At 71.0% G+C, this 25,838-nt stretch carries 23 protein-coding genes; 14 read left to right on the top strand and 9 right to left on the bottom strand.

Features of this window, described 5'->3' with window-relative positions; genetic code table 11:
* Window positions 1-23: 23 nt before the first annotated feature.
* Window positions 24-389 (bottom strand): DUF2237 family protein, encoded by a 366-nt coding sequence (locus CUC05_RS16560; RefSeq protein ID WP_108667234.1) that lies wholly within the window; start codon window positions 387-389, stop codon window positions 24-26.
* 65 nt (window positions 390-454) lie between these two features.
* Here CUC05_RS16560 and CUC05_RS16555 point away from each other — a divergent pair, with 65 nt between their 5' ends.
* The 12 genes from CUC05_RS16555 (at window position 455) to CUC05_RS16500 (ending at window position 14,514) form a co-directional block, all read left to right on the top strand.
* On the top strand, window positions 455-3,199 hold the full coding sequence (locus CUC05_RS16555) for a cation-translocating P-type ATPase (protein ID WP_108667233.1): 2,745 nt from the start codon (window positions 455-457) through the stop codon (window positions 3,197-3,199).
* Window positions 3,200-3,703: 504 nt separating this feature from the next.
* The gene (locus CUC05_RS16550; RefSeq protein ID WP_108667232.1) at window positions 3,704-5,167 is read left to right on the top strand and encodes a dihydroorotase; all 1,464 of its coding nucleotides are present in this window, start codon (window positions 3,704-3,706) and stop codon (window positions 5,165-5,167) included.
* A 50-nt stretch (window positions 5,168-5,217) separates the two neighbouring features.
* Window positions 5,218-5,955: a maleate cis-trans isomerase family protein gene (locus tag CUC05_RS16545; protein WP_108667231.1), complete on the top strand. Its 738-nt coding sequence runs from the start codon at window positions 5,218-5,220 to the stop codon at window positions 5,953-5,955.
* Between the two features lie 74 nt (window positions 5,956-6,029).
* Complete coding sequence (locus CUC05_RS16540; protein ID WP_157965668.1) at window positions 6,030-7,217, top strand: ABC transporter substrate-binding protein; 1,188 nt, start codon at window positions 6,030-6,032, stop codon at window positions 7,215-7,217.
* 54 nt (window positions 7,218-7,271) lie between these two features.
* The gene (locus tag CUC05_RS16535) at window positions 7,272-8,081 is read left to right on the top strand and encodes a hypothetical protein (RefSeq protein WP_108667229.1); all 810 of its coding nucleotides are present in this window, start codon (window positions 7,272-7,274) and stop codon (window positions 8,079-8,081) included.
* The gene (locus tag CUC05_RS16530; protein WP_108667228.1) at window positions 8,075-8,929 is read left to right on the top strand and encodes an ABC transporter ATP-binding protein; all 855 of its coding nucleotides are present in this window, start codon (window positions 8,075-8,077) and stop codon (window positions 8,927-8,929) included. Before CUC05_RS16535 ends, CUC05_RS16530 begins: the two co-directional genes overlap by 7 nt.
* A 7-nt stretch (window positions 8,930-8,936) precedes the next feature.
* On the top strand, window positions 8,937-9,794 hold the full coding sequence (locus CUC05_RS16525; protein WP_205712381.1) for an ABC transporter permease: 858 nt from the start codon (window positions 8,937-8,939) through the stop codon (window positions 9,792-9,794).
* On the top strand, window positions 9,791-10,486 hold the full coding sequence (locus CUC05_RS16520) for a carboxymuconolactone decarboxylase family protein (protein ID WP_108667226.1): 696 nt from the start codon (window positions 9,791-9,793) through the stop codon (window positions 10,484-10,486). The genes CUC05_RS16525 and CUC05_RS16520 overlap by 4 nt, the downstream gene beginning before the upstream one ends.
* Entirely contained in the window at window positions 10,486-11,142 is a 657-nt protein-coding gene (locus CUC05_RS16515) for an SDR family oxidoreductase (protein ID WP_108667225.1), read from the top strand. Before CUC05_RS16520 ends, CUC05_RS16515 begins: the two co-directional genes overlap by 1 nt.
* On the top strand, window positions 11,139-12,515 hold the full coding sequence (locus CUC05_RS16510; RefSeq protein ID WP_157965667.1) for an MmgE/PrpD family protein: 1,377 nt from the start codon (window positions 11,139-11,141) through the stop codon (window positions 12,513-12,515). Before CUC05_RS16515 ends, CUC05_RS16510 begins: the two co-directional genes overlap by 4 nt.
* On the top strand, window positions 12,512-13,444 hold the full coding sequence (locus CUC05_RS16505) for a DMT family transporter (protein ID WP_108667223.1): 933 nt from the start codon (window positions 12,512-12,514) through the stop codon (window positions 13,442-13,444). Before CUC05_RS16510 ends, CUC05_RS16505 begins: the two co-directional genes overlap by 4 nt.
* On the top strand, window positions 13,441-14,514 hold the full coding sequence (locus CUC05_RS16500; RefSeq protein ID WP_108667222.1) for an alpha-hydroxy acid oxidase: 1,074 nt from the start codon (window positions 13,441-13,443) through the stop codon (window positions 14,512-14,514). Before CUC05_RS16505 ends, CUC05_RS16500 begins: the two co-directional genes overlap by 4 nt.
* A 79-nt stretch (window positions 14,515-14,593) precedes the next feature.
* On the opposite strand, the gene CUC05_RS16495 is transcribed toward CUC05_RS16500, so the two are convergent.
* From CUC05_RS16495 to CUC05_RS16480, 4 genes are read right to left on the bottom strand one after another with little or no spacing between them, the layout of a single operon-like run.
* Window positions 14,594-16,009 (bottom strand): MmgE/PrpD family protein, encoded by a 1,416-nt coding sequence (locus tag CUC05_RS16495; protein ID WP_108667221.1) that lies wholly within the window; start codon window positions 16,007-16,009, stop codon window positions 14,594-14,596.
* Window positions 16,006-16,839 (bottom strand): cyclase family protein, encoded by an 834-nt coding sequence (locus CUC05_RS16490; protein ID WP_108667220.1) that lies wholly within the window; start codon window positions 16,837-16,839, stop codon window positions 16,006-16,008. Before CUC05_RS16490 ends, CUC05_RS16495 begins: the two co-directional genes overlap by 4 nt.
* Complete coding sequence (locus tag CUC05_RS16485) at window positions 16,836-17,741, bottom strand: HpcH/HpaI aldolase/citrate lyase family protein (protein ID WP_157965666.1); 906 nt, start codon at window positions 17,739-17,741, stop codon at window positions 16,836-16,838. The genes CUC05_RS16490 and CUC05_RS16485 overlap by 4 nt, the downstream gene beginning before the upstream one ends.
* The gene (locus tag CUC05_RS16480) at window positions 17,719-18,942 is read right to left on the bottom strand and encodes a CaiB/BaiF CoA transferase family protein (RefSeq protein ID WP_205712380.1); all 1,224 of its coding nucleotides are present in this window, start codon (window positions 18,940-18,942) and stop codon (window positions 17,719-17,721) included. The genes CUC05_RS16485 and CUC05_RS16480 overlap by 23 nt, the downstream gene beginning before the upstream one ends.
* A gap of 120 nt (window positions 18,943-19,062) precedes the next feature.
* Between CUC05_RS16480 and CUC05_RS16475 the strand changes: the two genes are divergently transcribed.
* Window positions 19,063-19,854 carry an IclR family transcriptional regulator gene (locus CUC05_RS16475; RefSeq protein WP_108667217.1) on the top strand — a complete coding sequence of 264 codons (792 nt, stop codon included), beginning with the start codon at window positions 19,063-19,065 and terminating at the stop codon, window positions 19,852-19,854.
* Between the two features lie 6 nt (window positions 19,855-19,860).
* Here CUC05_RS16475 and CUC05_RS16470 read toward each other — a convergent pair whose 3' ends face one another.
* Entirely contained in the window at window positions 19,861-20,286 is a 426-nt protein-coding gene (locus tag CUC05_RS16470) for a hypothetical protein (RefSeq protein WP_108667216.1), read from the bottom strand.
* Window positions 20,283-22,715, bottom strand: coding sequence for an AAA family ATPase (locus CUC05_RS16465; protein WP_114476326.1), 2,433 nt, complete (start codon window positions 22,713-22,715; stop codon window positions 20,283-20,285). The genes CUC05_RS16470 and CUC05_RS16465 overlap by 4 nt, the downstream gene beginning before the upstream one ends.
* 195 nt (window positions 22,716-22,910) lie before the next feature.
* Here CUC05_RS16465 and CUC05_RS16460 point away from each other — a divergent pair, with 195 nt between their 5' ends.
* Complete coding sequence (locus tag CUC05_RS16460; RefSeq protein WP_108667215.1) at window positions 22,911-24,365, top strand: PhoX family protein; 1,455 nt, start codon at window positions 22,911-22,913, stop codon at window positions 24,363-24,365.
* Window positions 24,366-24,390: 25 nt separating this feature from the next.
* On the opposite strand, the gene CUC05_RS16455 is transcribed toward CUC05_RS16460, so the two are convergent.
* Window positions 24,391-25,254 (bottom strand): thermonuclease family protein, encoded by an 864-nt coding sequence (locus CUC05_RS16455; protein WP_108667214.1) that lies wholly within the window; start codon window positions 25,252-25,254, stop codon window positions 24,391-24,393.
* Window positions 25,255-25,326: 72 nt separating this feature from the next.
* Window positions 25,327-25,773: a GIY-YIG nuclease family protein gene (locus tag CUC05_RS16450; protein WP_157965665.1), complete on the bottom strand. Its 447-nt coding sequence runs from the start codon at window positions 25,771-25,773 to the stop codon at window positions 25,327-25,329.
* Window positions 25,774-25,838 lie beyond the last annotated feature (65 nt).

Below are 25,838 nucleotides of genomic sequence, written 5' to 3'. Positions count from 1 at the left end.
GCCGCGACCGGCGGGCCCAGCCCCTACGGGGCGTCGACGGCGTGGGCCGTCAGGTCCGCCAGGCCGCACCACTCCAGCGTCAGGATGTGGGTGGCGGCCAGCACGACCTTCGGCGCGGCGCCGGCCTCCAGCGCCTCCTGCCAGCGTGGGGCGCACAGGCACCATTGATCACCGGGGCTCAGGCCCGCGAAGCCGAACTCGGGCATCGGCGTGGCCAGGTCGTTGCCGACCGAGGCCGAGTAGGCCAGGAACTCCGCGGTCATCACCGCGCAGACGGTGTGGACCCCCGTGTCGCCGGTGCCGGTGTTGCAGCAGCCGTCACGGTAGTAGCCGGTCATCGGGTCGCGGGAGCAGTCGGCCAGCTCGCCACCGAGCACGTTCTTCGCCATGCCGCAGTATCCCTCGTGCTGCGGGACGCGTTCGACGTCGGCGCTGCGTGGGTACGGGAAGGACCATGTCCGCCGCCACCACCGACCGATCGCCCGCGCCCACCGACTCCTCCGGCCCCTCCGCGCTCGACGGCCCCGAGCAGCCGTGGACGACCCCGGTGGAGGAGGTCGCGCGTGCTCTCGACGTCGACCCCGATGAGGGCCTGTCGGGCCGCGAAGCGCGGCGACGGCTGGAGGCGCACGGGCCCAACGAGGTGGCGCAGGAGGAGGGCACGTCGCTCTGGCGGCTGGTGGTCAACCAGTTCCTCTCCCCGATCGTGGGTGTCCTGGTGGCCGCGGGGCTGGCGGCGTTGCTCGCCGGTGAGATCGTCGAGGCGGTCGCCGTCCTCATCGCGGTGCTGATCAACGCCGTGATCGGGTTCGTCACCGAGTACCGGGCGCTGCAGTCGGTGGAGTCCCTGCGCGAGCTGGGCCGGACCACCGCCGTGGTCACCCGCGACGGCACACCGACCGAGATCCCCGCAGCCGACCTGGTGCCCGGCGACATCGTGCAGCTCGAGGAGGGGGACGTCGTCCCCGGTGACCTGCGCCTGATCGAGGTGGCCAACCTGCAGGTCGACGAAGCCCCCCTGACCGGCGAGTCCGCGCCGCAGGCCAAGGCCGTCGACCCGGTCGACGCCGCCACCCCGCTGGCCGAGCGAGGGTCGATGGTCTTCAAGGGCACCCGCGTCACCGTCGGGTCGGGCAGCGGCGTGGTCGTCGCGACCGGCGCCGACACCCAGATCGGCGAGGTCGCCAGCCTGGTCGAGCAGGCCGACGACGGCAACGAGACGCCGCTGGAGCGGCAGCTCGACAAGCTCGGCCGTGCACTGATCGTCGCGGTGATCGCGGTGGGCGCGGTCGTGGCCGGCGTCGGCATCGCCGTCGGCCAGGACGTGCAGGAGATGATCGAGACCGCCATCGCGCTGGCCGTTGCCGCGGTGCCCGAGGGCCTGCCCGTCGTCGCCACGCTCGCCCTCGCCCGCGGTGTGGTGCGCATGTCCCGCCGCAACGCGCTGGTCAAGCGGCTGTCGTCGGTGGAGACGCTGGGGTCGGCCGCCGTGGTGTTCACCGACAAGACCGGCACGCTGACCGAGGGGCGGATGACGGTCACGATGCTGCAGACCGGATCGTCGGCAGTGGAGCTGTCGGAGGTGGGGGAGGACGACGAGCGGGCTCGCGCCGCGCTGGCCGTCGCGGCGCTGTGCGGCAACGCCACCCTCGGGAAGGACGACCCTGCCGACGACGTGGGCGACCCCATGGAAACCGCGCTGCAGCGGGCGGCGATCACCGCGGGCGTCGGCAGCCGCGAGGACCTGCTGTCGCTGGCCCCGGAGGAGCGCGAGGTCGCGTTCGACCGTGACACCAAGATGATGGCGACCTACCACCGGGTCGGGGCCGACGGCGGGCCGGGCCTGCCGCCGAGGTCGATGCTGGTGGCCGTCAAGGGTGCTCCCGGTGCCGTGGTCGCCAGCGCCACCCGCGGGTGGGACGACGACCCGCTGACCGACGCCGATCGTGAGGAGTGGCTGGACCGACAGCGCCAGCTGGCCGGCCGCGGACTGCGAGTCCTCGCGCTGGCCCGGCGGGTGGTCGAGGACGCCGACGACGCCGGCTCGATCGAGCCGTACGAGGACCTGCAGCTGCTCGGCATGGTCGGCCTGCTGGACCCGCCGCGCGAGGCCACCGCAAAGGCCGTGGCGGACTGCCACCGGGCCGGTGTCGAGGTCGTCATGGTCACCGGCGACCAGCCCGCCACTGCGGCGGCCATCGCCCGGCAGGTCGGCCTGCTGGACCCCGACGGCGAGGGCGAGGACGAGGTCATCCGTGGCGCCGACCTGGAGCCCGCCGAGGAGTGGGACGACGCCCGCCGGGAGCAGCTGGCCAACACGCGGGTGTTCGCCCGGCTGGACCCCCGCCAGAAGCTCGACCTGATCGCCCTGGCCCAGTCACGTGGCCACGTCGTCGGCATGACCGGTGACGGCGTCAACGACGCGCCGGCCCTCAAGTCGGCCGACATCGGCATCGCCATGGGGGACAAGGGCACGCAGGTGGCCCGTGACTCCGCCGACATCGTGCTGCAGGACGACGCCTTCGAGTCCATCGTCGCGGCGATCCGCGAGGGCCGGACGATCTTCGAGAACATCCGCCGGTTCGTCGTCTACCTGCTGAGCGGCAACCTCGGCGAGATCCTCGCCGTCACCCTGGCCGCCGTCGGTGGGTTCGCCCTGCCGCTGCTGCCCCTCCAGATCCTCTTCATCAACCTCGTCTCCGACGTCTTCCCCGCTGCCGCGCTCGGCCTGGTCAAGGGCGACGACCACGTGCTGGACCGTGATCCCCGTGACCCCGACGAGGCCATCCTCGACCGCGCCCGCTGGACCGAGACGATCGTCTGGTCGGTCCTGATCGCCGCGGCGACGCTGGGCACCTTCGCCATCGCGCTCGGTCCGCTCGAGATGGAGGAGGAGGCTGCCGTCACCGTGTCCTTCCTCGGATTCGTGGTGGCCCGCCTGGTGCACACGTTCAACATGCGCGCCCCCGACGAGCCTCTGTTCACCAACCCCATCGTCCGTTCCCCGATCGTGTGGGCCGCGCTGGGAGTGTCGGCCGGCCTGACCGCCCTCGGTGTCTTCGTGACCCCGCTCGCCGACATCCTCGGCGTCGTCGTCCCGGACGCCACGATGTGGGCCCTGATCGCCGCCGGCGGTGGCTCGGTCCTCGTCATCGGCCAGCTGGCCACGACCGTCCGCGGCTGGCTCGCCCGCCGCTGACGTCCGGGGGTTCCTCCCCCGGGGCCGCCGCTCCGGCCCACCCCTTGACGGATTCGTCCCCACCCGCGGGTGGACTCGTCCCCACCCTCGGGGCCGGTGCGCCTCGAACGCGTGGCTGACACGACGGAATCGTCCCCACCCCCGGCCGCCGACCTGCGAAGTGGGGACGATTCCACCGCATCCCCTTCTGACACGCCGCTGACGACCGGGTCGGTCTGCCCCGCGGATGGAATCGCCTCCGCCAGTGGACGGAATCGCCCGGGGCCACGAGCGGAAACCCCGGGAACCCGGGGTCGAGCGGATGGAATCGACTCGGCGAGGCCGGCACCCGACGCCGGATCGGAGTCGATTCCATCGGGATGGGTCGGTCAAGCCCAACGTTCGGCCGAGGACCAGTCGCGTGTGGCCTGCGCCTCAACCCGTTCCATTGAAAGGAACAACGTTGCGCTGAAAGGAACATTGGTGGTAGGGTGACCGAACGTTCGACGAAGGGTGCACCGCGCAATGTTCGATCTCCTCATCCGCAACGTCCGTGTGGTCCAGCCACACCTCGACGCAACGATCGACGCGGATATCGCCATCACCGAAGGTCGGGTGGCCGCGGTGGAGGGGGGTATCGACCCGACGACCGCTCGCGAGGTCATGGACGGCAAGGGTCGCTTCGCCTTCCCGGGGGCCGTCGACGCGCATCAGCACTGGGGCATCTACAACCCCCTCCCCGAGGACGCGGTGTCGGAGAGCCGGGCATCGGCGCAGGGTGGCGTGACCACCGGCATCACCTACATGCGGACCGGGCAGTACTACCTCTACAAGGGTGGGCCGTACGCGGAGTTCTTCCCCGAGGTGCTCGAGCAGGCCGACGGCAACGCTCACATCGACTACGCCTTCCACCTGGCGCCGATGATGCGCGAGCACATCGATGAGCTGGGAATGCTGGTCGACGACTTCGGGGTGGCCTCGTTCAAGATCTTCATGTTCTACGGCTCCCACGGACTGCACGGTCGGTCGTCGGACCAGAGCGAGTTCCTGATGACCCCGCCCGACGAGCGGTACGACTACGCCCACTTCGAGTTCGTGATGCGTGGACTCCAGAAGGTCCGCGAGGAGCGTCCCGAGCTGGCTGACCAGCTGAGCCTCTCGTTGCACTGCGAGACCGCCGAGATCATGGCGGCCTACACGAAGATGGTGGAGGAGGAGGGTCAACACACGGGCCTGCGGGCGTACCACGAGTCGCGACCGCCGCACTCCGAAGGTCTGGCCATCACAATCGCCAGCTACCTGGCGCACGAGACCAACCTGGCCAACATCAACCTGCTGCACCTGTCGTCGGCCAAGGCGATGGAGGCAGCGATGACGATGGCGTCGGCGTTCCCCCACATCAACTTCCGGCGGGAGGTGACCATCGGGCACCTGTTGACCGACATCGAGTCGACCACCATCGGCGCCAAGGTCAACCCGCCGATCCGCCCCCGTGAGGACGTCGAGGCCCTGTGGGCGCACCTGCTGGACGGGCACGTCGACTGGGTGGTCTCCGACCATGCCTGCTGCCGCGAGGAGATGAAGTTCGGCGACGACGCCGACGACGTCTTCCTCGCCAAGTCCGGCTTCGGCGGGACCGAGTACCTGCTGCCCGGGTTGTTCAGCGAAGGCACCAAGCGGGGCCTCGCCCCCGCCACCGTCGCCAAGCTGATCAGCTGGAACCCCGCCCAGCGCTACGGCCTGGGCAGCAAGGGCACCATCGCCCCCGGCTACGACGCCGACATCGCCATCCTGGACCCGGACCGCACATGGACCGTCCGGGCCGAGGACTCCGAGTCCACCCAGGAGTACACCCCGTTCGAGGGGGTCGAGCTGACCGCGGCGGTCACCGACGTCTTCCTCCGGGGCACCCGGATCGTCGAGGACGGCGCCGTCGTCGGCCAGCCCTGTGGCCAGTACCTGCGTCGTCCCACCGACCGCAGCAGCTGACGCCCGTCGCCACGCGACGCCACGTAGCCACGCCAGGAGGTCAGCGCACCATGTCCGAGTACAGCCCCGACGGTTCGGTCGGACTCATCGTCCCGCCCGCGAACCCCACGTCGGAACCGGAGATCCGACGCCTGCTGGGCGAGGGTGTCGCGCTCCACGTGGCGCGCCTTCCCGTTGTCGAAGGCACGCTCGACGAGCGCCTGCGCCACTACAACCACACGCTGCGGCAGACGGTCCATCGGTTCGGGTCCCTCACACTGTCCGCAGTCCACTACGCCTGCACCGGGGCCTCCTATCTCAACCGTCGGTCCGAAGAGCAGGTGCTCCGTGACGCCCTCGCCGACGCAGGGGCGCCCGTGACCGCCGCGGACGCGATAGTCGACACCCTCGCCGAGCTCGATGCGACTCATGTCGCCGTGGTCTCGCCCTACCCCGACTTCCTCACCGATGCCGCCGAGACCTACTGGACCGACGCCGGACTGGACGTCGTCGACGTGCACCGGCTGGAGGCCCCGAACGGCATCTACGCCTTGGGGTCCGCCGACCTCGTTGCGCTCGGTGACGCCCTCGTGGGGGCACGCCCCGACGCGGTGCTCCTCAGCGGGACCGGGGTGCCGACGATCGCAGCGTGCGTCCGCCTGACCGAGCAGCTGGGGGTGCCCGTGGTGTCCAGCGCGGTCTGCGGCGCATGGCGGACCGCCAAGGCCCTCGACGCAGTCGCACCTCCCGTGGGCGCGGTGCTCGCTGATCTGGCCGTTCGACTGGGCTTGCTTCAGTCGACCCCTTGACGTCAGCGCTACGACACACCTAGTGTACCGCTAGTCGGTACGACGTTTCTATCAGTGGAACAAAGGAGAAGGCCGTGGAGAACACCACAACACCCGGGGGCGGCAGCACACGACGGGACTTCATCCGCCTCGGCGGCGCAGTCCTCGGCGCGACCTCGCTCGGGGGATTCCTCGCGGCCTGCGCGTCCGACAGCGGGTCGAGCTCGGCATCCGGATCGGCGACCGCCCCGGCTGCCACCGATCCCGCAACCCCAGTGGAGGGGTCGGAGACGGCCGTCGCCCTCGATGGCCAGGTTCGTACCGTCCGGTCCTCGGAGGTGTCGTGGCTGTGGGCCCCGTTCCTCGTGGCCGAGCAGGCCGGCTTCTTCGCCGACGAAGGTCTGGACCAGGCCGGAGAGGCCATCGGCCAGGGCGAGGTCGCGGGCCTGGTCGTGGGCGGTGACGCCGAGATGATCGTCGGCAGCCCCGTTGGCCCCATGAAGGCCACCTTGGCCGGCCAGACGCTCACGACCTTCGCCGCCATGGTCACCACCTACGCGAGCAACATCGTGATCACGGGCGAGGCCTTCGAGGCAGCCGGGCTCACCGACGACAGCTCCAACGAGGAGCGGGCCGCTGCCCTCAACGGGCTTCGCATGGCCACGACTGGCCCCGGCGCCGGCCCCGACCTGCTCATCCGCTACGTTGCTTCCGAGCTCGGTGGCCTGGACCCCGAGAACGACGTCACCCTCGTCCCCGTACAGGGTGGCGGCGGTCCCATCCTCGCGGCGGTGGAGAACGGTCAGGTCGATGGATTCTGCCTCTCCTCCCCGACCTCGGACCAAGGCACGACGGACTTCGGCATGCGGTACCTGTTCAACATGGCCGAGGACCCCATCGAGGAGCTCGTCAACTACCTCTACATCGTGGCGTCCTGCCGTCCCGAGTACCTGGAGTCCAACCGCGACCACGTCCTGGCCTACTGCCGCGCCCTCCAGCGCGCCCTGATCTTCATCCAGGAGGAGCCCGAGGAGTTCCGCAGCATCATGGAGGGCCTCTTTGAGGGTGTGGACCCGGAGATCTTCGAAGTCGGTTTCGAGGCCAACAAGGGCATCTACGGCTCCAGCATCGTGCCGACCCAGGAACAGTTCGAGCAGGCGAAGGAGTTCCTCGTCCTGTCGTTCGAGGTTCAGAACCAGGACTCCAGCGGTGCACAGGCCCTCGAGTTCGACGACGCCTTCAACGCCGAGGTCGCAACCGAGGCGATGGCCCAGGTCAGCTAGACCGCCAGCACCCGACCCCCCTGCGGCCCCGCCGCACGACCCGAGGACCCGCCCATGTGGAACAGACCCGCCGTCGACTTCGTCACCACCAAGCTCCTGCCCTGGCAACCGATCGGCCCCGACCAGCTGGGCGGGACCGAGACCGGTCTGAAGCAGGTCCTCAGCCGCGACCCGGAGGACGGTGCGGAGACGGCGGTGGTCAGGGTCACCAGTCCGATCGTGGGGACCCTGACCTCGGCGGTGGACCTCTACGTGGTGTCGGGGTCGGCCACCCTCAACGGCACGCCGATGCCCGGGAGCGCGTTCGTGCACGTCCCGGCCGGCGCCGCGATCGAGCTGACGCCCGACATCGCCCCCCTGGTGCTCTACATGGGGTCCTTCGGAACCCCCGGCCTGGACGTCGAGACCGGCGCTCGTGACGACGTGGAGGTCATCGACGTCGACAACCTGTCGTGGACCGACATGGGCTGGCGCGGCGACGAGGAACCGAACCCCGCGGTGAAGATCAAGTGGCTGCGACAGGACGAGCGCCTCGGCACTGCCTTCGTTGTCGCCATGCTCCCGGGCTGGCGCGCCCCCATGGAGGAGAACCACCCGGTGTACGAGGAGTCGTTCAAGCTGTACGGCGACTTCCTGCTGGGGCGTCGGGGCATCGTCCGGCCTGGGGGCTACTTCTTCCGTCCCCCGCTCTCTTGGCACGGCCCCCTCTACTCGCGGACCGGCAACATGTCGATCATCCGCAAGAACGCCTTCGGGTCCACCGATTACCGGGAACCCGTTGAGGGTCACGACCTCGACACCCTCATCGCCGACGCGTACCGGAACCTGCCCGCACCCTCGGTGCCGCAGGCGGTGGCATGGTGACCACGCTGCCGGCCCGGCCCGAGACCGACCCCAGGAGCGCTGTGCACAACACCGACATCAGCACCCGTGGCCCCATCGTCCGCGCCCAGGGGGTCACCAAGATCTTCCCGTCGAAGCGCGGCGACGTCGTGGCGCTGCACGACGTGGACTGGACCATGCCCGACGGCGAGTTCGTCGCGCTCATCGGCCCGTCGGGCTGTGGCAAGTCCACGCTGCTGAACATGGTGGCGGGGCTGATCCACCCGACCACGGGCACGGTGTCCTACGACGACGTGCCGATCGAGTCGATCAACACCCGCATCGCCTACATGACCCAGCAGGACTCGGTCTTCCCGTGGCGGACCGTCCTGGACAACGTGATGCTGCCGCTCGAGCTGCGCGGCTTGGACCGCGAGGTGCGGCGCGAGAAGGCCGCCCGCATGCTCGACCTCGTACAGCTCACCGGCTTCGAGGACAGCTACCCCTCACAGCTGTCGGGCGGCATGCGCAAGCGCGTTGGCCTGGCCCAGACCCTCGTCTACGACCCCGAGACCATCCTCCTCGACGAGCCCTTCGGGGCCCTCGACGCGATGCTGAAGCTCGGTCTCCAGGCCGAGCTGATGGCCATGATCGACGCCGAGGAGACCAGCGTGCGCAACGTCCTGCTGGTGACCCATGATCTCGACGAGGCCGTGACCCTCGCCGATCGGGTCGTCGTGATGAGCGCCCGTCCCGGGCGGATCAAGGCCGAGGTACCCATCGTCCTGGACCGACCACGCGATCCCAAGACGATCAGGGACACCCCGGAGTTCCAGGAAGCCCGCCGCACCGTCTGGGCGGAGCTCCAGGACGAGATCGTGATCGAGTGAGGTCCGCATGAGCACCACTACCAGTCCGCTCCCGACAGCCGCGCCCGAACGAAGCGAGGCCTCCCTCGAAGCGGAGCGCCAGGCACGACACCGCAAGCGCATGATCCGGGTGTGGCGCGTCGTCGCCCTCGTGGTCTGGCTCGGGACCTGGGAGCTCGCCAGCGGCACGCTGATCGACCCCTTCTTCTCCAGCGCCCCGTCCCTGATCGGCGTCCGCGTATGGGAGTGGCTCAGCACCGGCTACATCTGGGTCCACCTCGGCGCGACCCTGCGGGAGATGGGGCTCGGCCTCCTCGCGGGATCGGTCCTCGGCATCGTGGTCGGGTTCGTCCTCGGCCGGGCAGGCATGCTCGCTGCCATCGCCGACCCCTTCATCACCGCCGTCTACAGCCTCCCGAAGTTGGCGCTCGCCCCGCTGTTCATCCTCTGGTTCGGCATCGGGCTGCTGTCGAAGGTGGTCCTGGTCGGTCTGATCGTGTTCTTCCTCGTGTTCTTCAACACCTACGCCGGCGTCCGGGACGTCGACCGGCTGTACATCAACGCCCTGAAGATCATGGGCGGCAACCGACGCGACGTGTACCTCAAGGTGATCCTGCCATCGTCGAGCATCTGGGTGTTCACCGGCCTGAAGGTGGCCGTGCCCTACGCGCTCATCGGCGCCATCGTCGGTGAGCTCATCAGCTCCAGCCAGGGTCTCGGGTACATCATCAACAACGCGTCGAGCTTCTTCGACACGACGGGAGTCCTCGCCGGGCTTGTCTACGTGGCCGCCATCGCCATCACTGTCAACTACCTCGTCGGTGTCGCCGAGCGGCGCTTCATGGTGTGGAAGGACAGCGAAGTCGGCGTCGGGGGTGGCCTGTGACCGACGACGTCGCCCGCCCCGACCTCGTGGACCCCGACGACCTGCTCGCCGTCATCCGCGGCGAGCGCGGGTACGCGCTCAGCTATCACGAACTCCTCGCGCGCACTGACCCCCGGATGCTCCTGGCCTACCGGCAGCTCTACAGCGAGTTCACACTGCAGCCGCGCCACCTTGACGCCCGCCGTCGCGAGCTCGTCTGGACTGGCCTGCTGACCGCAGCCAGCGAACACGTCGGCTCCCTGCACCTCGAACGCGCACTGGCGGCTGGCGTGCCGACCGCCGAGCTCCGGGCTGCCGTACGCCTCGCCGGCGTCGCCGAGGCGTGGGATGCCCTTCACTTCGCCCACAGCCGGTGGGGGGACCTGCTGGGCAGCGATGACCACGAGGCGGGGTACGACCAGCTGGTTGCCGCTGCCCGAGGGCCCCTCACCGCCGCCGAGGCAGAGCTCGTCCTCTTGGTGTGTGCAGGCTCGCGGATGTGCGAGGACCAGTACGTCGCCCACCTCCGTCGCGCCTACGCCATGGACGTGTCCGAGGTCGAGATCGTCGAGACGGTCAGCTACCTGCTGCTGCCCAAGGGCGCCAACACGTTGCTGTGGGCGACCGACCTCTACCTGGACCAGTTCCGACAGGGCACGCTCGTGCCCGGAGGGACACTCGAGTCGGTGTCCCACGACGTCAGGCGGCACTGATGGCCGTCCTCGTGGTCGGTGGACGAGGAGGCATCGGCAGGGCAGTCGTCAGCCGTCTGGCCCGGGACGGCGACACGGCAGTCGTCCTGGACACCGTCGACGGGCACGACGCCACGAACCCCGACGACGTCGCCGCCGTCCTGGCCGACCATCCGACCCTCGACGGCCTCGTCCACCTCGCGGGCATCACCGGGGCCGGTGGGATCGCCGACCACGACGTGGAGATGTGGCGACGGGTGATGGACGCCAACCTGACCTCGGCGTTCGTGGTCCTCCAGCAGGCCCTCCCCCGGCTCGTGCCCGGGAGCGGGGTGGTCCTGTGCAGCTCGGTCAACGGACGCACCGGTGGCAACGAGCTGTCGGGCCCCGCGTACGCCGCGGCCAAGGCTGGGGTCATCGCCCTGACGCGCCACGTGGCGACCCACGAGGCCAAGCGAGGCATCCGCGCCAACGCCATCGCCCCGGGGCCCGTCGCGACCCGGATGGTCGATCGGCTGTCGGAGGACGAGCTGGCGGACCTGCTGGCGGGGATCCCGCTGGGCAGGGTCACCCCGACGGAGGAGATCGCTGACCTCGTGGCGTTCCTGCTGTCGGATGGGGCCGCGTCGATCACCGGCGCCACGATCGATGTCAACGGTGGGGTGTGGATGTCGTGAGCGGTCCGACCGCCGAGCTCGCAGCCTGGTGCGCCGGCCTCGACCTCGACGACCTGCCGTCGACGGCCGTCGACCGGTTGGGCCTCCTGCTCCTGGACCACCTCGGCGTCGCCCGCCTCGGCGCGACCAGGCCGCACCACCGCACGTGGGCCGGCGTCGAGCTGGGTCTCTGTGGCGGTGGTCCGTGCCGGGTCCTGGGTCAGCAGCGGCGGACCAGCGTCGACCGTGCGGCGTTCCTGAACGGCATGGCCGGCAGCTCCGGGCCGAACCTCGACGACGTCTGGCACGGCTCCCTCGGACACCCCGGTGTGGGAACCTGGCCTGCGGCGCTGGCTGTCGGCGAGCTCGTCGAAGCCGACGGACGCGCGCTCCTCGAGGCCGGCGCGGTCGGCTACGAGGTGGCCATGCGCATCGGCACGGCAGTCGGACGGTCGGCGTTCGAACGAGGCTGGCACCCGCGGGGTGGCTGCAACACGCCTGCCGCCGCCGTGGCCGCGCTCAAGGTCCGGGGCGAGCGCGATCCAGGGGTCTACGCCGCCGCCATCGGACTGGCCGCCAACGCGGCCGCCGGGGTCGTGGGCGCCGCGTACTTCTCCGATGCCTGGTACGCCCTGTCGGGACACGCGTCGAGGGAGGGTGTGCTCGCCGCAGACGCCGCGCGCGCTGGACTCTCCGCCACCGAGGAACCGCTCGGCGGGCCGCGGGGTTACCTGGCAGCGACCTCGGCAGAACCAAACCCGGACGCCCTGACCGCCGGCCTGGGGTCCACCGACCCACTGCTTCTCGAGGCCGGTCAGAAGCTGTATCCCTCGTCGGGGGCCACCCACGCCGCGCTGGAGTCCGCCGTCAGCGCGCTGCGTGGCCTCGCCGCGGACGCCGACGACATCGCCAGCGTCCGGATCGACGGGTTCCGTGAGATGGTCGACGTACTCGGGCAGCCGTTCCCGGCCAACGGGCTGGCTGCGACGATGAGCACGCCCTACGTCGTCGCGTGTGGGCTGGTCGAGGGGACATTCGCGCTTCGGCACCTCGAGGACCGCTTCCGCGAGGACGCCCGGATACGGACCCTGCAGGCAGCCATCGCCCTGCACGTCGACCCTCGTCTGGACGACCTCCCGCCGGCGCACCTCGGCGCCCGGACCACCATCACGACAACCGACGGACGGAGCGCGACCGTGGAGGTCCTGTCCGCCAGCGGACACCCCGGCAACCCGCTGTCGCGGCGGCAGGTCCTCGACAAGCTGCACGACCTGTACCGTGACGGTGACCTCTCCGACCCCCCGGACCTGACCGCGCTCGCCGACACCTGCGAAGACCCGACCCGAGCCACCGTGGTCGACGTCCTCGACCTCGTCCACCACACCACAGGATGACGACCATCGGCGAGGCTGCGCGGAGTCGCGCGCGTCGGCGTCCGATCGACGTCGTGTGGCTGGGGGTGGCCGTCTACGCCACAGGACCGGTCATGGTCGCCGCGAGCAGCGTGGACGGTCCCGGATTCTCCCTGATGAGGCTCGTTGTCGGGGTGCCGATCCTCTGGGCACTCGCCCTCGGCAGGCCGAGCACGTCCACCGGTGACCCACGACGGGCGCGCTGGTGGACTCTCGTCGGCGGTATCAGCTTCGGCCTGCATCAGCTCGCACTGATGACCGCGGTCAAGTGGACATCGGTCACCGACGTGGTCCTCATGAACACGCTGTCGCCAGTCGTGGTCACCGTCCTTGCCATCCCGCTGTTCGGGGAACGGCCGGGCGCCCGTTTCCGTACCTGGGGCGTGCTCGCCATCACAGGTGCGGTCGTCGTCGGCTGGGCAGGGTCGACCGGACCGTCAGGGAACCTCATCGGCATGGGGCTGGCTGCGCTCAACGTGGTCGTGTTCTCCGTCTTCTTCATGTGCTCCAAGGCCGCACGTCCCCACATCGACGTCTGGCCCTTCCTCGCCCGCACGATCACGATCGCGGCCGCCTTCGTCCTCGGCTTCGTGCTGCTCGGTGGCACATCGTTCCCAGACCCCACATCGATCGACTGGGTGCTGGCCACCGCCCTGGCCATCGGTCCGGGGGCCATCGGGCACTTCCTGATGACCTGGCCGCTGACGTGGGTGCCGGCCAACCTCCCCCCCGTGCTGCGGCTCGTCCAGCCCTTCCTCAGCGGCGGCCTCGCGTGGGTGCTGCTCGAACAGCCCATCACCCTCGCCCACCTGCTCGGCGGCGCCATCACCGTGATCGGTGTCGGTGGTGCCCTCGGCGCGTGGCCCGGCTCGACCACCCATCCATCACCCGAACGCGAGGACAAACCATGAGCACCCTTCCCGACACCATCCGCAACCACGCCGACCTGGCGGAGCGCGCCCGAGCGAACGTCGACAGCGCCATCTGGGACTTCCTGGAGGGCGGTGCGGGGGAGGAGTCCTCGGTCAGCGCGAACCGCGCGGCGTTCGACCGGTGGGCGTTCCGGCCTCGGATCCTCGCCGGGAACACCCCGCCGGACCTTTCGACGACCTTCATGGGCGAACGCCTGGCCATCCCGGTCGCGACCGCGCCGTTCGGTGCGGACGGGCTGTTCCACGCCGATGGGCAGGTGGCCGTTGCCCGCGGCATCGAGGCCACCGGGGGCCTCGCGATCGCCCCGCACGTCAGCACGCATCCGATGGAGGCGATCAGGGAGGCGGCACCACAGGCGGCGGCCTGGTTCCAGCTGCACCCCGTTGGGTCCCACGACAACTTCCGACGTCTCGTGGCGCGGGCCGAGGCCGCGGGATTCCGTGGGCTCGTCATCACGGCGGACTGCCCCACCGCGGGGTACCGCGACCGCGTCCTTGCCCGGCAGTTCGTCTACGAGGACGTCATGGGTGGCAACTACGATCACGAGTGGAGCAGCGACGAGATGTTCGGCCAGTTCCGCACCATGACCCAGGACGTCTGGACGTTCGATGAGCTCGGCGGTCTGATGGCGGAGACCGAGCTGCCGTTCATGGTCAAGGGGGTCATGACGGCGGAGGACGCCCTGCGCTCCGAGCAGATCGGCGCCTCCGCGGTCCTCGTCAGCAATCACGGTGGACGCCAGCTGGACTGTGCGCCGGGCACCCTCGACCAGCTCGAGGAGGTCGTGGATGCCGTCGGCGGACGGATCGGCGTGGCGCTGGACGGTGGCATCCGGCGGGGCACCGATGTGCTCAAGGCGATCGCGTTGGGCGCCGAGCTGGTGATCATCGGCCGGCTGGCGGCCATGGGGTTGGCTGCCGGTGGGGCCGAGGGCGTTGCCCGGGCAGTGCAGATGCTGACCGACGAGATGACCAAGACCATGGCGCTGATCGGCCGTTCGACGCTGGCCGAGCTGGACCACCGGGCCGTGCAGCCGGTACGCCAGTAGCGCGGTCCCTGCCCTGGAGGGGCGGTGATGCGGCGTGTCGGGAGACGGGATGGGATCATCCCGACACGCCGCAGGAGGGTCACCGCATCGGCTGGGCGACGGCGTCCGCGATGGCGCTGATGGAGTCCGCCACATCGAGGTCGTCGATGCGGTCGGCGACGTCGGCGGCGGTCCCCGCGTCTAGGACGCGGGTGGCGTTCTCGGTGTACTTCACGCGCAGCTCGTCGGGCGACAGCGGGTCGTCGGGCCCACCTCGGTTGACCATCACGCGTTCGACCAGGGTCGAGCCGTCGGTGGTCCGCAGGGTCAGCACCGCGGGGAACTGGAAGGGGAAGATCGCCTCGCACTCGGCGTCGGCTTCAACGGTGACCTTCGACATGAGCCGGCGTCGGTCCGGGTCCTGGGCCAGCACATCGGTGAAGTCGTCGAGTCCCAGGCCCAGCCCCGACCCGCCGAACAGACCAGCAGCCACCGTGTACGGCCCGCTGAACTGCGCTTGGTAGCCCGTGTCAGGCGCCTGCTTGACCTCCAGCGGCTGGCCGATGGTCCGCACCGTCGGTCCGGCCACGCCGAGCACCGCTGACTCCACGAGGTCAGGCGTCACACCGGCCGCGCGCATGCGGCGAGCCGCATCGATGCCGGTGTGGGTGAAATGGTTGGCGGGATACGGCTTGAAGAAGATGCCGGGCACTGACCAGTTCTCGCCGAGCCCCCCGACGACCACCTCCGGGTCCACCCCGTCGTGGAGGAAGGCCCGGAAGAAGCCGAAGCGACCCTCCAGCGCCGTCGGCGCGCCGGTGAAGCCGTGCTTGACCATCGTGGCCGCCGTCACCCCGGCATGGGCGGCCCAGCCGCAGTGCAGGCGCTTGACCGTCCCACCAGTCCGGTTCGCTTCGAGGATTCCGCTGGCCATCGACGCTGCCACGCCCAGGGCGTTGGTGATCCCTGATTCGTCCAGGTCCAGCAGCATCGCCGACGCGACGGCCGCTCCCATGGCCCCGCAGATGGAGGTGGCGTGCTGGCCGTGCTCGAAGAACACCGAGTTGCGGCTGGTCAGGTCGTACCCGGCCATCCCCAGGCGGACGACGACCTCGATGCCGACCCCCACCGCATCCTGCAACGCCGCCCCGGAGGCCTGCTCGGCCTCGGCAACGGCCAGGGCAGCCGGGACAACGCTGGCAGAGGGATGCAGCACGGACGGCAGGTGGGTGTCGTCGTAGTCCAGCGAGTGCGCCAGGACACCGCCGGCGAAGGCCGCCCACGTGGCAGGCAACGCCTCGGCCAGGCCGACGGTGTGGGCCTGCCCCGTGCCGCCCTGCGATGCGACGAAGTCCAGCGCGGCCCGGCTGGTGTCGAGCCCCGTCGCCGCGACCTGCAAGCCGAGGATGTCCAGGATGCGCATGCGGACGCTGGCCCGGACGTCAGCTGGTGCACCGTCACGGCGGGTGGCGCTCGCGAACGCACCGAGCTGTTGGGTCAGGGTCCCAGTGGTCATGCCGTGGCCTCTCGGTCCTCGAGCAGCGCCAGGGGACGCACCGGCGATCCCGTCGCACCGACCAGTGGGAGTGGCACGACCACGATCGGGAAATGCCTGACGCCCAGCCGGCTCGTCTCGGTAGCCAGCTCCTCCAGCGCCATCGTCTCGATGATGTTGATGCCGGTCTCGACCAGCAGCACGCGGTGGGCGGGGAGGGCGGCGTGGCCCTTGCCGGCGGGCAGGTGTTCGAAGGCGATTGTGTCGGCCCCGACCGCGGCCGGCCGGTGGGCGGCCAGCCAGCGGGCGCCGGCCTCGCCGACGCCGGGGACCCCGGAGTCCTTGCCGATGTAGGCGTCCCCCTCGTCCCATCGCTGGCCCCACCCCGACCGCACGATCAGCACGTCGCCCGGGGTTGGATCGACGTCGGCGAGGGCCAGGGCCGCCTCGAGCTCGTCGGGGGTGATCTCGTGCGCTGGCTCGCACGCGTCGCGCTGCATGGCCGCCGGCACGTCGAGGAGGATGCCCCGCCCCATGATGGGGGCGACCTCGTCGATGCCGAGGGTCCGGAACCGTCCGCCCACCGACGCCGCCGACGCGTCTATGCCGCCGTGCAGCAGGCCGTCGTGGCTGACGTGGGCCAGCGCATCCATGTGGGTCCCCACGTGGGTCCCGAGCATGATGACGTCGTTGGCGGCGGAGCCACCGTCCCCCCGCACCGTGTCGCCGTGGCGGCGCGGCAGCGAGTGCCAGTACCGGGGGTGGTTGGGGGACTGCGGCATCCCGATCACGTACGGACGGGACAGGTCGATGGCCCGGTGGCCGGCGAACAGGTCGGTCAGGGTCGTCACGGGTTCCTCTGGAGTCGAAGGACGGAGCGGGCTCGGGCCACGACGGCGGGGTCGACGAACTGGCTGCCGTCACGGCTGGCGCCGTCGTCGGCGCGGTCGAGCAGGGCGGTGGCGCGGGCGACCTCGGCGTCCGTCGGCGCGAACGCCTTGTGGGTGGGGTCGATCTGCCGCGGATGGATCAGGGACTTGCCGACGAAGCCCATGTCGCGGGCCCAGCGGGCAGCGCGGCGCAGGCCGTCGACGTCGTCGAGGTCGGTGTGGACGCTGTCGATCGGGGGGCCGGCACCGGCCAGGCGGGAGGCGAGCACCAGCGCGCCCCGCAGGAACCCGGTGGTCGCGGGGGTGTCCTCGAGGATCCCGAGGTCCGCCAGCAGGTCGCTGCTGCCGAGGGCGGCGCGGACGACCCGTGGACAGGAGAGGAGGTCGCGGGCCCGGTCGATCCCCGCGGCGGACTCGATCAGCGGGTACAGGCCGATCCGGCCGGCCGCGATGCCGTGCTGCCGCTCGAGGCGGTCCAGCACGGCCGCCACCTCGTGGACGGCGGTCGGGTCCTCCGCCTTGGGCAGGCGGATCGCCGACAGGGCCGGGCTGACGACGGCCTCGAGGTCGTCGTGGTCCCACCAGCCGCCGTCGACGTTGATGCGGACGTGGACCTCGGGGGTGTGGTCCCCGGACGGCGGTGCCTCGTCGGCGATCTCGGCCAGGAGGGTGAGCACCGCGGCACGGGCCTGGGCCTTGCCCTCCGGCGGGACGGCGTCCTCGAGGTCGAGGAGCACCACATCTGCCCCGGACCGCAACGCCTTGCGCATCACGTCCGGGCGGGACCCGGGGGCGTAGAGGTAGCTGTGGTGCAGCACGCCGGCGGCGGCGCGCGCGGGCTCAGGCGAGGATGCCGCGGTCACGCAGGTCCTCGATGCGCTCTGGGTCCAGGTCCAGCCGCTCGCGGAGCACCTCGTCGGTGTCCGCGGCATGTGGGCGCCCGGTGAACCGGATCCCACCAGGCGTCTCGCTCATCCGGTACAGGACGTTGTGCTGCAGGAGGTCTCCGAGGTCGTCGTCGGGCACTCGGGTCAACATCTCGCGGGCGGTGACCTGCGGGTCGGCGACGAGGTCCTGGGCGGAGTAGACCGGTGCGACGGCTGCACCGACCTCGGCGAACGCTGACTGCACGTCCTCACGGGACCGCGTGCCGATCCACTCGCTGACCCAGCCGTCCAGCAGGTCGGTGTGGGCAGCACGGCCAGCGCCGGAGGCGAACCACGGTTCGTCGATGACCTCTGGATGACCCACCAGCGTCAGGACGCGCTCGGCGATCACGTCGGCGCTGGTGGAGATCGCCACCCAGTGGTCATCGGCGGTGCGATAGAGGTTGCGCGGGGCGTTGTTGCTGGACGTGTTGCCCTGCCGCTGCTGCACCTCACCGGTCTTGTCGTAGACGGTCGGCGCCGGCCCGACGGCGGTCATGATGGGTTCCAGGAGGCTCAGGTCGATGACCTGTCCTGCCCCGCCGCGGGCGTCGCGGTGGTACAGGGCCATGGACACGGCGCTCGCACCCGTGATGCCGGCGATGGAGTCCGCCAGTCCGAAGGCCGGCAACGTCGGTGGGCCGTCGGGCTGGCCGGTCATGAACGCGAACCCGCTCATCGCCTCGACCAGGGTGCCGAAGGCCGGCCGCGTCGCGTAGGGCCCGTCCTGGCCGAATCCGGTGACCCGCAGGACGATCAGCCCCGGGTTGACCGCCGACAGCGCCTCCCAGCCGAGACCCCAGCGCTCCAGCGTGCCGGGACGGAAGTTCTCCACCAGCACGTCAGCGGTGGCGATCAGGTCGCGCAGGATCTGGGCCCCGTCGTCGTCGCCGAGGTACAGCCCGATGGTGCGCTTGTTGCGGCCGACTTCCTTCCACCACAACCCATGGCCGTCGACGGCGCGCCCGTGGCCACGCATGCCGTCTGGTCGGGAGGGGTGTTCGACCTTGATCACCTCGGCGCCGTAGTCGCCGAGGATCTGGCACGTGAGCGGGCCTGCCAGGATCGTCGAGCAGTCGAGCACCGTGATCCCGTCGAGGGGACCCCGGCGCTCTGGCGGCGTCGTGTCTTGTTCCACTGCTAGGAACACTATTCCACTCTGGAGGACAAGTCAACGGGTCGGGTGGTGGACGTTCCTCCCCGTGGAACGCGGTAGAGTCTCGTTCCAGTCAAGGAACGTGGGACAAGGAGCACACGGGTGGCCGATGCAGAGCCGAAGCGGCTGATCGCGACCGTCGAGCGCGCGACGGACGTGCTGACGCTGTTCACGAGGGTGGACCGACAGGACCTCGGGGTGACCGAGATCGCCAACGAGCTTGGGTTGTCCAAGGCGGTGATCCACCGGGTGCTCAACACGCTTGCGGCCAAGGGGTTCATCGAGACCGACGAGGAGACCCGTCGATATCGCCTCGGGCCGGCGGTCCTGGCGCTGGGGGAGGCCTACGTCGATCGGCTGGACATCCGTGGCCTGGCGCTCCCCCACATGAAGGCCCTGTCGGAGCAGACCAACGAGACGGCGACGATCTCACGGCGCTACCGCTGGGAGCGGTTGTACGTCGACCAGATCACCCCGGAGCGGGAGGTGAAGATGACGGTGGCGCTGGGTCGGCGGTTCCCGCTGCACGCCGGTGGTTCGTCCAAGGCGTTCCTCGCGTTCCTCAGCCTCGAGGACCAGGAGGCCTACATCGCCCAGAACCAGCTGGACGAGCTGACAGAGCACACCATCACCGACCCCGATGCGCTCCGGCGAGACCTGGCGCTGACCCGCGAGCGCGGCTACGCATCATCGGACGGCGAGCGGCAGAGCGGTGCGTCCAGCGTGGCAGCGCCGGTGATGGACCACCGCGGTGAGCCCATCGCCGTCATCAGCGTCTGCGGGCCGAAGGAGCGATTCCAGGGTGTGCGGGAGCAGGCCATCGAGCTGCTGCTGGACACGACGAAGACCCTGACTCGGCACATGGGCGGCGACCACGCACCAAGCGCGTTCTGAGCCGACCTACCCGCCGGCCGCGCGTGTCGCCGACGCCCGCTGCCGGCGACGTTCCCTGACCCGCTCGACGGCCTCGAGCACGTCGTGCACGGTGTCGAGCACGAGGTCCAGCTCCTCGGCGGTCGGGGGCATCTCGTAGGCGTGGTGGTGGCTGGCCGCCGACAGCCGGCCCCACGCGAACGCGGCACGGCGGGCCGGCTCCTTGGGGAACACGTTGGGCAGGACGAGGAACATCGCCCGACCGCTCAGCTGTCGCAGCTCGGGGTACAGGCCGAACAGCGCCTCCTCCAGCGCCGCGCGGCCCAGGAGCGCCGCACCCCGGCTGGCGGTCGAGCCGAGGTTGCCGATGCCGCGCGAGGCCAGCAGTCGGCCCTGCATCAGCAGCTCGTCGGGCGTCGGTGGCGCGTCGATGGCGCCGGGCCCGCCGATCACCGGGCCTCCCGTCGGATCCGCTCGACCAGGTTCCGCAGCTGTCGCACGAACTCCCGGTCGTCGCCGATCCGTCGTTCGCCGACGTGAGTGCCCTTCTTGCAGTCGTTGAGCACGTCGGCGAACGACCGCCCCCAGCGGTTGAGGGTGGGGAACAGCTGATCGCCCTGCCCCGTGTCGTCGAACAGCGCGAGGGTCAGCAGGTCGTGGGTCGAGGCGTCGGCCAGCAGGCGGTCGACGTCGTGATGGTCCTCGCCCCGGCCGAGCCGCCGCCGGCGCACGACCTCCACCGACAACGCCTCCAGCGCACCACGTCCCATCTGGGCGACCAGGCGTGCCCGGACCGCCGGCTTGAGGTCAGCGGTCCGGGCGATGGCGTGGGCGTCGTCGAGGTGCCGACCCACCGGATCGTCGACCACCTTCAGGTCGACCACCGACCTGGCGCGCCGCTGCACCTCCACCACCGTCGCCTCGATCTGCAGCTGCCGGACGGCGTCGGGCAGCCGGGTGTCGTGGGTCAGCACGATCACCTGCCGGGTCCGGGCCACCTCCGCCAGCACCTGCGCCAGCCCCTCCACCTTCGAGGGGTCCATCGCCTGCACGGGGTCGTCGAGCACGAGGAACCTGAAGGGGCTCGCGTCCAGCGTGGCCCGGGGCAGGAACACCGCCAGCGCCAGCGCGTGCAGCTCGCCCTGGCTCATCACCCCCAGGGCCGAGGCGTCCCGGTCGTCCACCGCGACGTCGAGCTCCAGCGACCGTCGCGCGCCCGACCGCTGCAGGTGGAGGTTCTTCAGGCTGACGTTGGACTGCAGTCGCAGCCGGTCCCAGTAGCCCTGCACGGCGTCGCGGATCGGCTCGAACCGGGCCCGCTCGATCTCGCTGGCGCAGTCGGCCAGCCACGTCTCGGCCAGCTTGGCCTTCGTCGCGCGGGTCTCCGCCGCCAGCGCCGCATGGGCGTCGTCGACCCAGCGGGTCACGGCGTTCGCCAGCGGTCGCCAGTCGTCCTGCTTGGCGTCCAGGGTCGACGCGGCCAGGGCGTTCAGCGCGGTGACGGCCTCGTGGACGACGGGGACGGCGGACTCCAGGTGGTCGGCGAGCGCCAGCGGGTCGTCGCCGGCTGCAACACCACCCTCGTGCACTGCTGCCCAAGCGGTCGTCGCGTCGGTGGCGTCCAGCCCCACGAACGGCGCGGTGGCCAACGAGTCCGGGGGAGGGGACAGCAGCGCGGTCGCGGTGCGGCGGGCGGCGGCCAGGTCGGCGTCGGCCCGGCGGACGGCCTGCGCCTGCTCGGCAAGCTCGTCGGCCCTGGTCCTGGCCTCGGCCGCCCAGCCCGCGTCCAGCGTGGTGCCCGAGCTGCACAGGGGACAGGGCAACGGCCCGTCGTGGTCGACGTGGGTGACGGCCTGGCGGAGCAGCGCGGCGATCCGGTCGGCCCGTCCGGCGTCGGTGGCGGTGGCGGCGGCGTGGGCCGCGTGGGCGTCACGCAGGGCCGTGGCCGCAGCGGTCGCGTCGACGGGGTGCGGGCCGGTGAGGGTTGCCAGGGCACGCAGGCGGGACAAGTCCGACGTGGGCTCGGTGCTGTCCTCCGCCATGGCCTCGGTCGCCGCCTGCAGGTCCCAGGTACGACCGTCGATCGCCGCCAGGACCTGCTCGGCGCGGGGGTCGGCGGACGACCGCAGCTCCTCCACCAACGCCTTGCGACGCTCCTTCACGGCCTTGATCGGCTTGGCGTCGGCCAGCCGAGCCTGGCGCAGCACCTCCACGGCATCGCGGAGGGGTTGCACGCCGAGGATGTCGGCGATGGCGTCGTAGAGGTCCGCCGGACGGCCGTCGAACATGCCGCCGAGCTCGTTGAACGACAGGAGCGGTCGGTACTGCGCCAGCGGGGTCGACCAGCCCAGCTGCTCGATCGACCGGCCGTCGTCGAGGACCGACCGTCCGGTGTCGACGTCCCCTTCGTCGGGCCAGCTGTGGGTGAGTGTGCGCGGGGTGTCGTCGAGCCCGACCAGCTCGACGTCGACGCGGGCGACGTCGCCGTCGTGGAGGTTCCGCCACGTCTCCTTCCACGCCTTGCTGCGGCCTGCCCAGCGATGGGACTCGCCGGTCAGGCACATCTCGAGGCCCTCGGCGAAGGAGGACTTGCCCGACCCGTTCCGACCGACCACCAGGGTCAGTCCCGGCCCCGACGGCAGGTCCAGCCGACGCGTCTCGCCGATGCCCCGGAACCCCTGGACGGTGATGCCGTCGAGGAAGACCCCCGAGGTCCCGGCCGTCGTGGACGCGTCGGCGGTGGGGCCATCGGGCCATGCCGCCGTGGCGGCCTCCTCCAGCGGGGTGCCGGTGCACGCGGCGACCACCATCGCCGTCACCCCCGGGTCCAGCCCCGCACCGGTCAGCCGGTCGCGTACGACCGCGGTCAGTTCCGTGTCCACCTTCGTGCCTCTCGCCTCGTCGTGAGGCGACCAACCGTGCCCCAACCCCTCCGTCAAGCGTGACGGAGGGTACCGGACGGGCCGTGCAGCAGAACCATTGGGACCGTTGTCGTGGACTGGCGCCGCAACGGTGTACCCGCGCGTCGGCCGTCGTTAGGGTTCGTCCTACAGAGCCGAGACAAAGGGGAGAATGTCATGGATCGAGGGATCAACCGGCGAGCCGTGCTTCGCGGGACCGCACTGGCCGCTGCAGCGATGGCAGGTGGACCCTTCCAGGGGTTCACGGCGTGGGCCCAGCCACAGGCGCGACGCGGCCGACCGCTCGACTACGGGCCGCTGGGACCCGTCGCCGACCTGCGGGACGACACGGTGCGCCTGCTGCTGCCGGAGGGGTTCGAGTACCGCTCCTTCGACGTGACGGGCGGCACGCTCGGGGACGGGACCACCATCCCCGGGCGCCACGACGGCATGGCCGCCTTCCGGGTGCGGGGAGGCCGGACGTTGCTGGTCCGCAACCACGAGGTCAACGGCCCCGTCGGCGCCTTCGGCGATCCGGGTACCGCGTACGACCCGGCAGCCGGCGGCGGCACCACCACCATCGAGGTCGACCGGTTCGGCAACGTCACCGACAGCGCGGTGAGCCTCAACGGCACCCAGATGAACTGCTCGGGTGGGGCGATGCCATGGGGCAGCTGGCTGTCGTGCGAGGAGACCGTCAACGGTCCGGACGTCGGCAACGACTTCACCGGCGCGGACAACAGCCTGCTGCAGGCCAAGCACGGCTACGTCTTCGACGTGCCGGCCCAGCTGCCCGCCGACCCGGCGGCGGCCAACGAACCGATCCGCAGCGCCGGACGGTTCGCCCACGAGTCGGCCGTCTGGGATCCCGGCACCAAGGGCCTGTACATGACCGAGGACAACTTCGGGTTCCCGTCGGGCTTCTACCGGTACCTGCCCCCCACCAACCCGATGCGGACGCGTCGCTTGGTCGACGGTGGCCGGCTGCAGATGCTGGCCGTGGTGGGACAGCCCAACATCGACCTCGCCGGTGAGTCGGGCCCGGCGCCCGCCGTCGGCAGCACCTACGACGTCGAGTGGGTCGACATCCCGGACCCCGATCCCACCTTCGCGCCGGGCACGACCAACAACGAGGCCATACAGGCGGTCGGCCAGCAGGGCCGGGACGCAGGCGCGGCGATCTTCTCGCGACTGGAGGGCGCCGCAACCCGCGGGGGCACGGTCTGGTTCACCTCGACCCAGGGCGGTGCCATGCCCCCGGGCACCAGCGACCCGTCGGGCTTCGGCCGGGGCCGGGGACAGGTCTGGGCGTACCACGCCCCGACGGAGACCCTCCGGCTGGTCTATGAGTCACCCTCGAGGGACGTGCTGGACTTCCCCGACAACATCGCGACCAGCCGGTCCAACACGTTGGTCCTGTGCGAGGACGGCGACGACGGCAACTTCCTGCGCGGCCTGACACGCGACGGACGGATCTTCGACTTCGCCAGGAACAACATCGCCGGCCGGACCGACGACGAGTTCGCCGGCGCGACGTTCGGACCCGACTGGCACACCCTCTACGTCAACATCCAGGCAGGCAGCGGCCTGACGTTCGCGATCTGGGGACCCTGGCAGCGCGGCGGCTTCTGACCGCGGCAGTCGACCGGCCGAGCGCTCAGCCCTCGTAGTAGGGGTAGCGCTCGGTCGGGGACCACGCCGGGTAGGTGTCACAGCCCCAGCCGTCGGTCGCGGTCGTGGAGTTGCCGTCGAGGCGGAAGGGATCGTCGTTGCCGAGCAGCTCGACGGTGTGGCCGACCTCGCGACAGTCCAGGTCGGGGCCGTCGGGCAGGCACTCGCGGTAGGCCGGGTGGCAGGCCCACTGTCCCGTCCGGCCGGTGTGTCCTGTGGCCGGTTCGACCACACCGCCTCGGCGCTCCGCCGGTGGTGCCCAGCACGTCTGCCACAGGCCGGCGGCGGCCGAGCGGGCCTCCGCGAAGGCGGTGTCCAGCTCCGCGGCGTAGGCGGGGTGCTGGTGGCGGAACTGCTCGAGGTAACGGTCGTCGACCAGCCCCTCGCGGGCCATGAGGACGCCGAGGTCACCCGTCGAGGTGTGGACACGGGCGACCTGCCGGCCGTAGTCGTCGGTGGCGTAGGCCTCGGCCGTGAAGCCGGACGCCATCAGCTCGTGGGCCCGACGGGATGCCTCGGCCCCGCCGCACTCGGATCGTTCGGGCGCGTTGACCATCCCGACCCGGTACTCCACCCCGTCGCTGGCGACGAACGAATCGCCGTCCTTCTCGTCGACGACGTACAGCAGCGCCCCTTCATCCGACGGTTGGGGCGTGTCGGACACGGACGGCACCACGTCGACCGCGGTGTCCTCGGACGGCACTGTGTCCTCCGGCCCCGCGGGGTCGCCCGAGGCCGCCGGGGTCGGCGACGAGGGCTCCCCTTCCGCAGTCGAGGTGCAGCCGCCGGTCAGGACGGCCAGCAGGGCCAGGCTCGCCAGCCCCCACCCCAGCCGTCCCTGCACGTCCACCCCTCGCACTCCTCGTCTCGTCGTCACGAGCCCAGACTGCCTCGCCCACCCCGTCAACCCTGACCGACGACCCTACCGAACCGAGGGAGGAGGGGCCTCCACGACCCGCCGGCCGACGTGCTGGTTGTACCGGGGCCGCCAGACCGTGATGAGGGTTGTCTCCAGCCGCTTGGCCCGGTCGGCGTCGATCCCCAGCTGCTCCAGGGTCACCCACGACACGACGTACCGCTCGGTGATCCACGCGACCGTCGGGGCGCCCGGCGCGAGCACGTGGGCACGGGCCACGCCCTTCCGGAAGGCCGACTCCTTGGCAGCCGGCCGCAGGTGCTGGCTCCAGATGCGGCCGCGCAGCCCCTTCGCCCCCAACGCCCGACCCACGTACACGGGACGGTCGGGGCCGTCCCGCGGCCACCACGCGTACAGGCCGGGCGACGTCGGCACGTCGTCCTTCACCAGGCCGCTGACGCCATGTCGAGGTGCGGACACGAGGGCCAGCTCGGGAACTGCCGCTGAGGACATCGACGCCGTTCCTTCCATCCCCCCGCACGGGATGAGGACGATGCGCATCCTTGCACATCGTCCTC

This window comes from Euzebya rosea (genome assembly GCF_003073135.1).
GTDB classification, from domain to species: domain Bacteria; phylum Actinomycetota; class Nitriliruptoria; order Euzebyales; family Euzebyaceae; genus Euzebya; species Euzebya rosea.
This window is presented reverse-complemented; position numbering and strand designations above follow the sequence as displayed.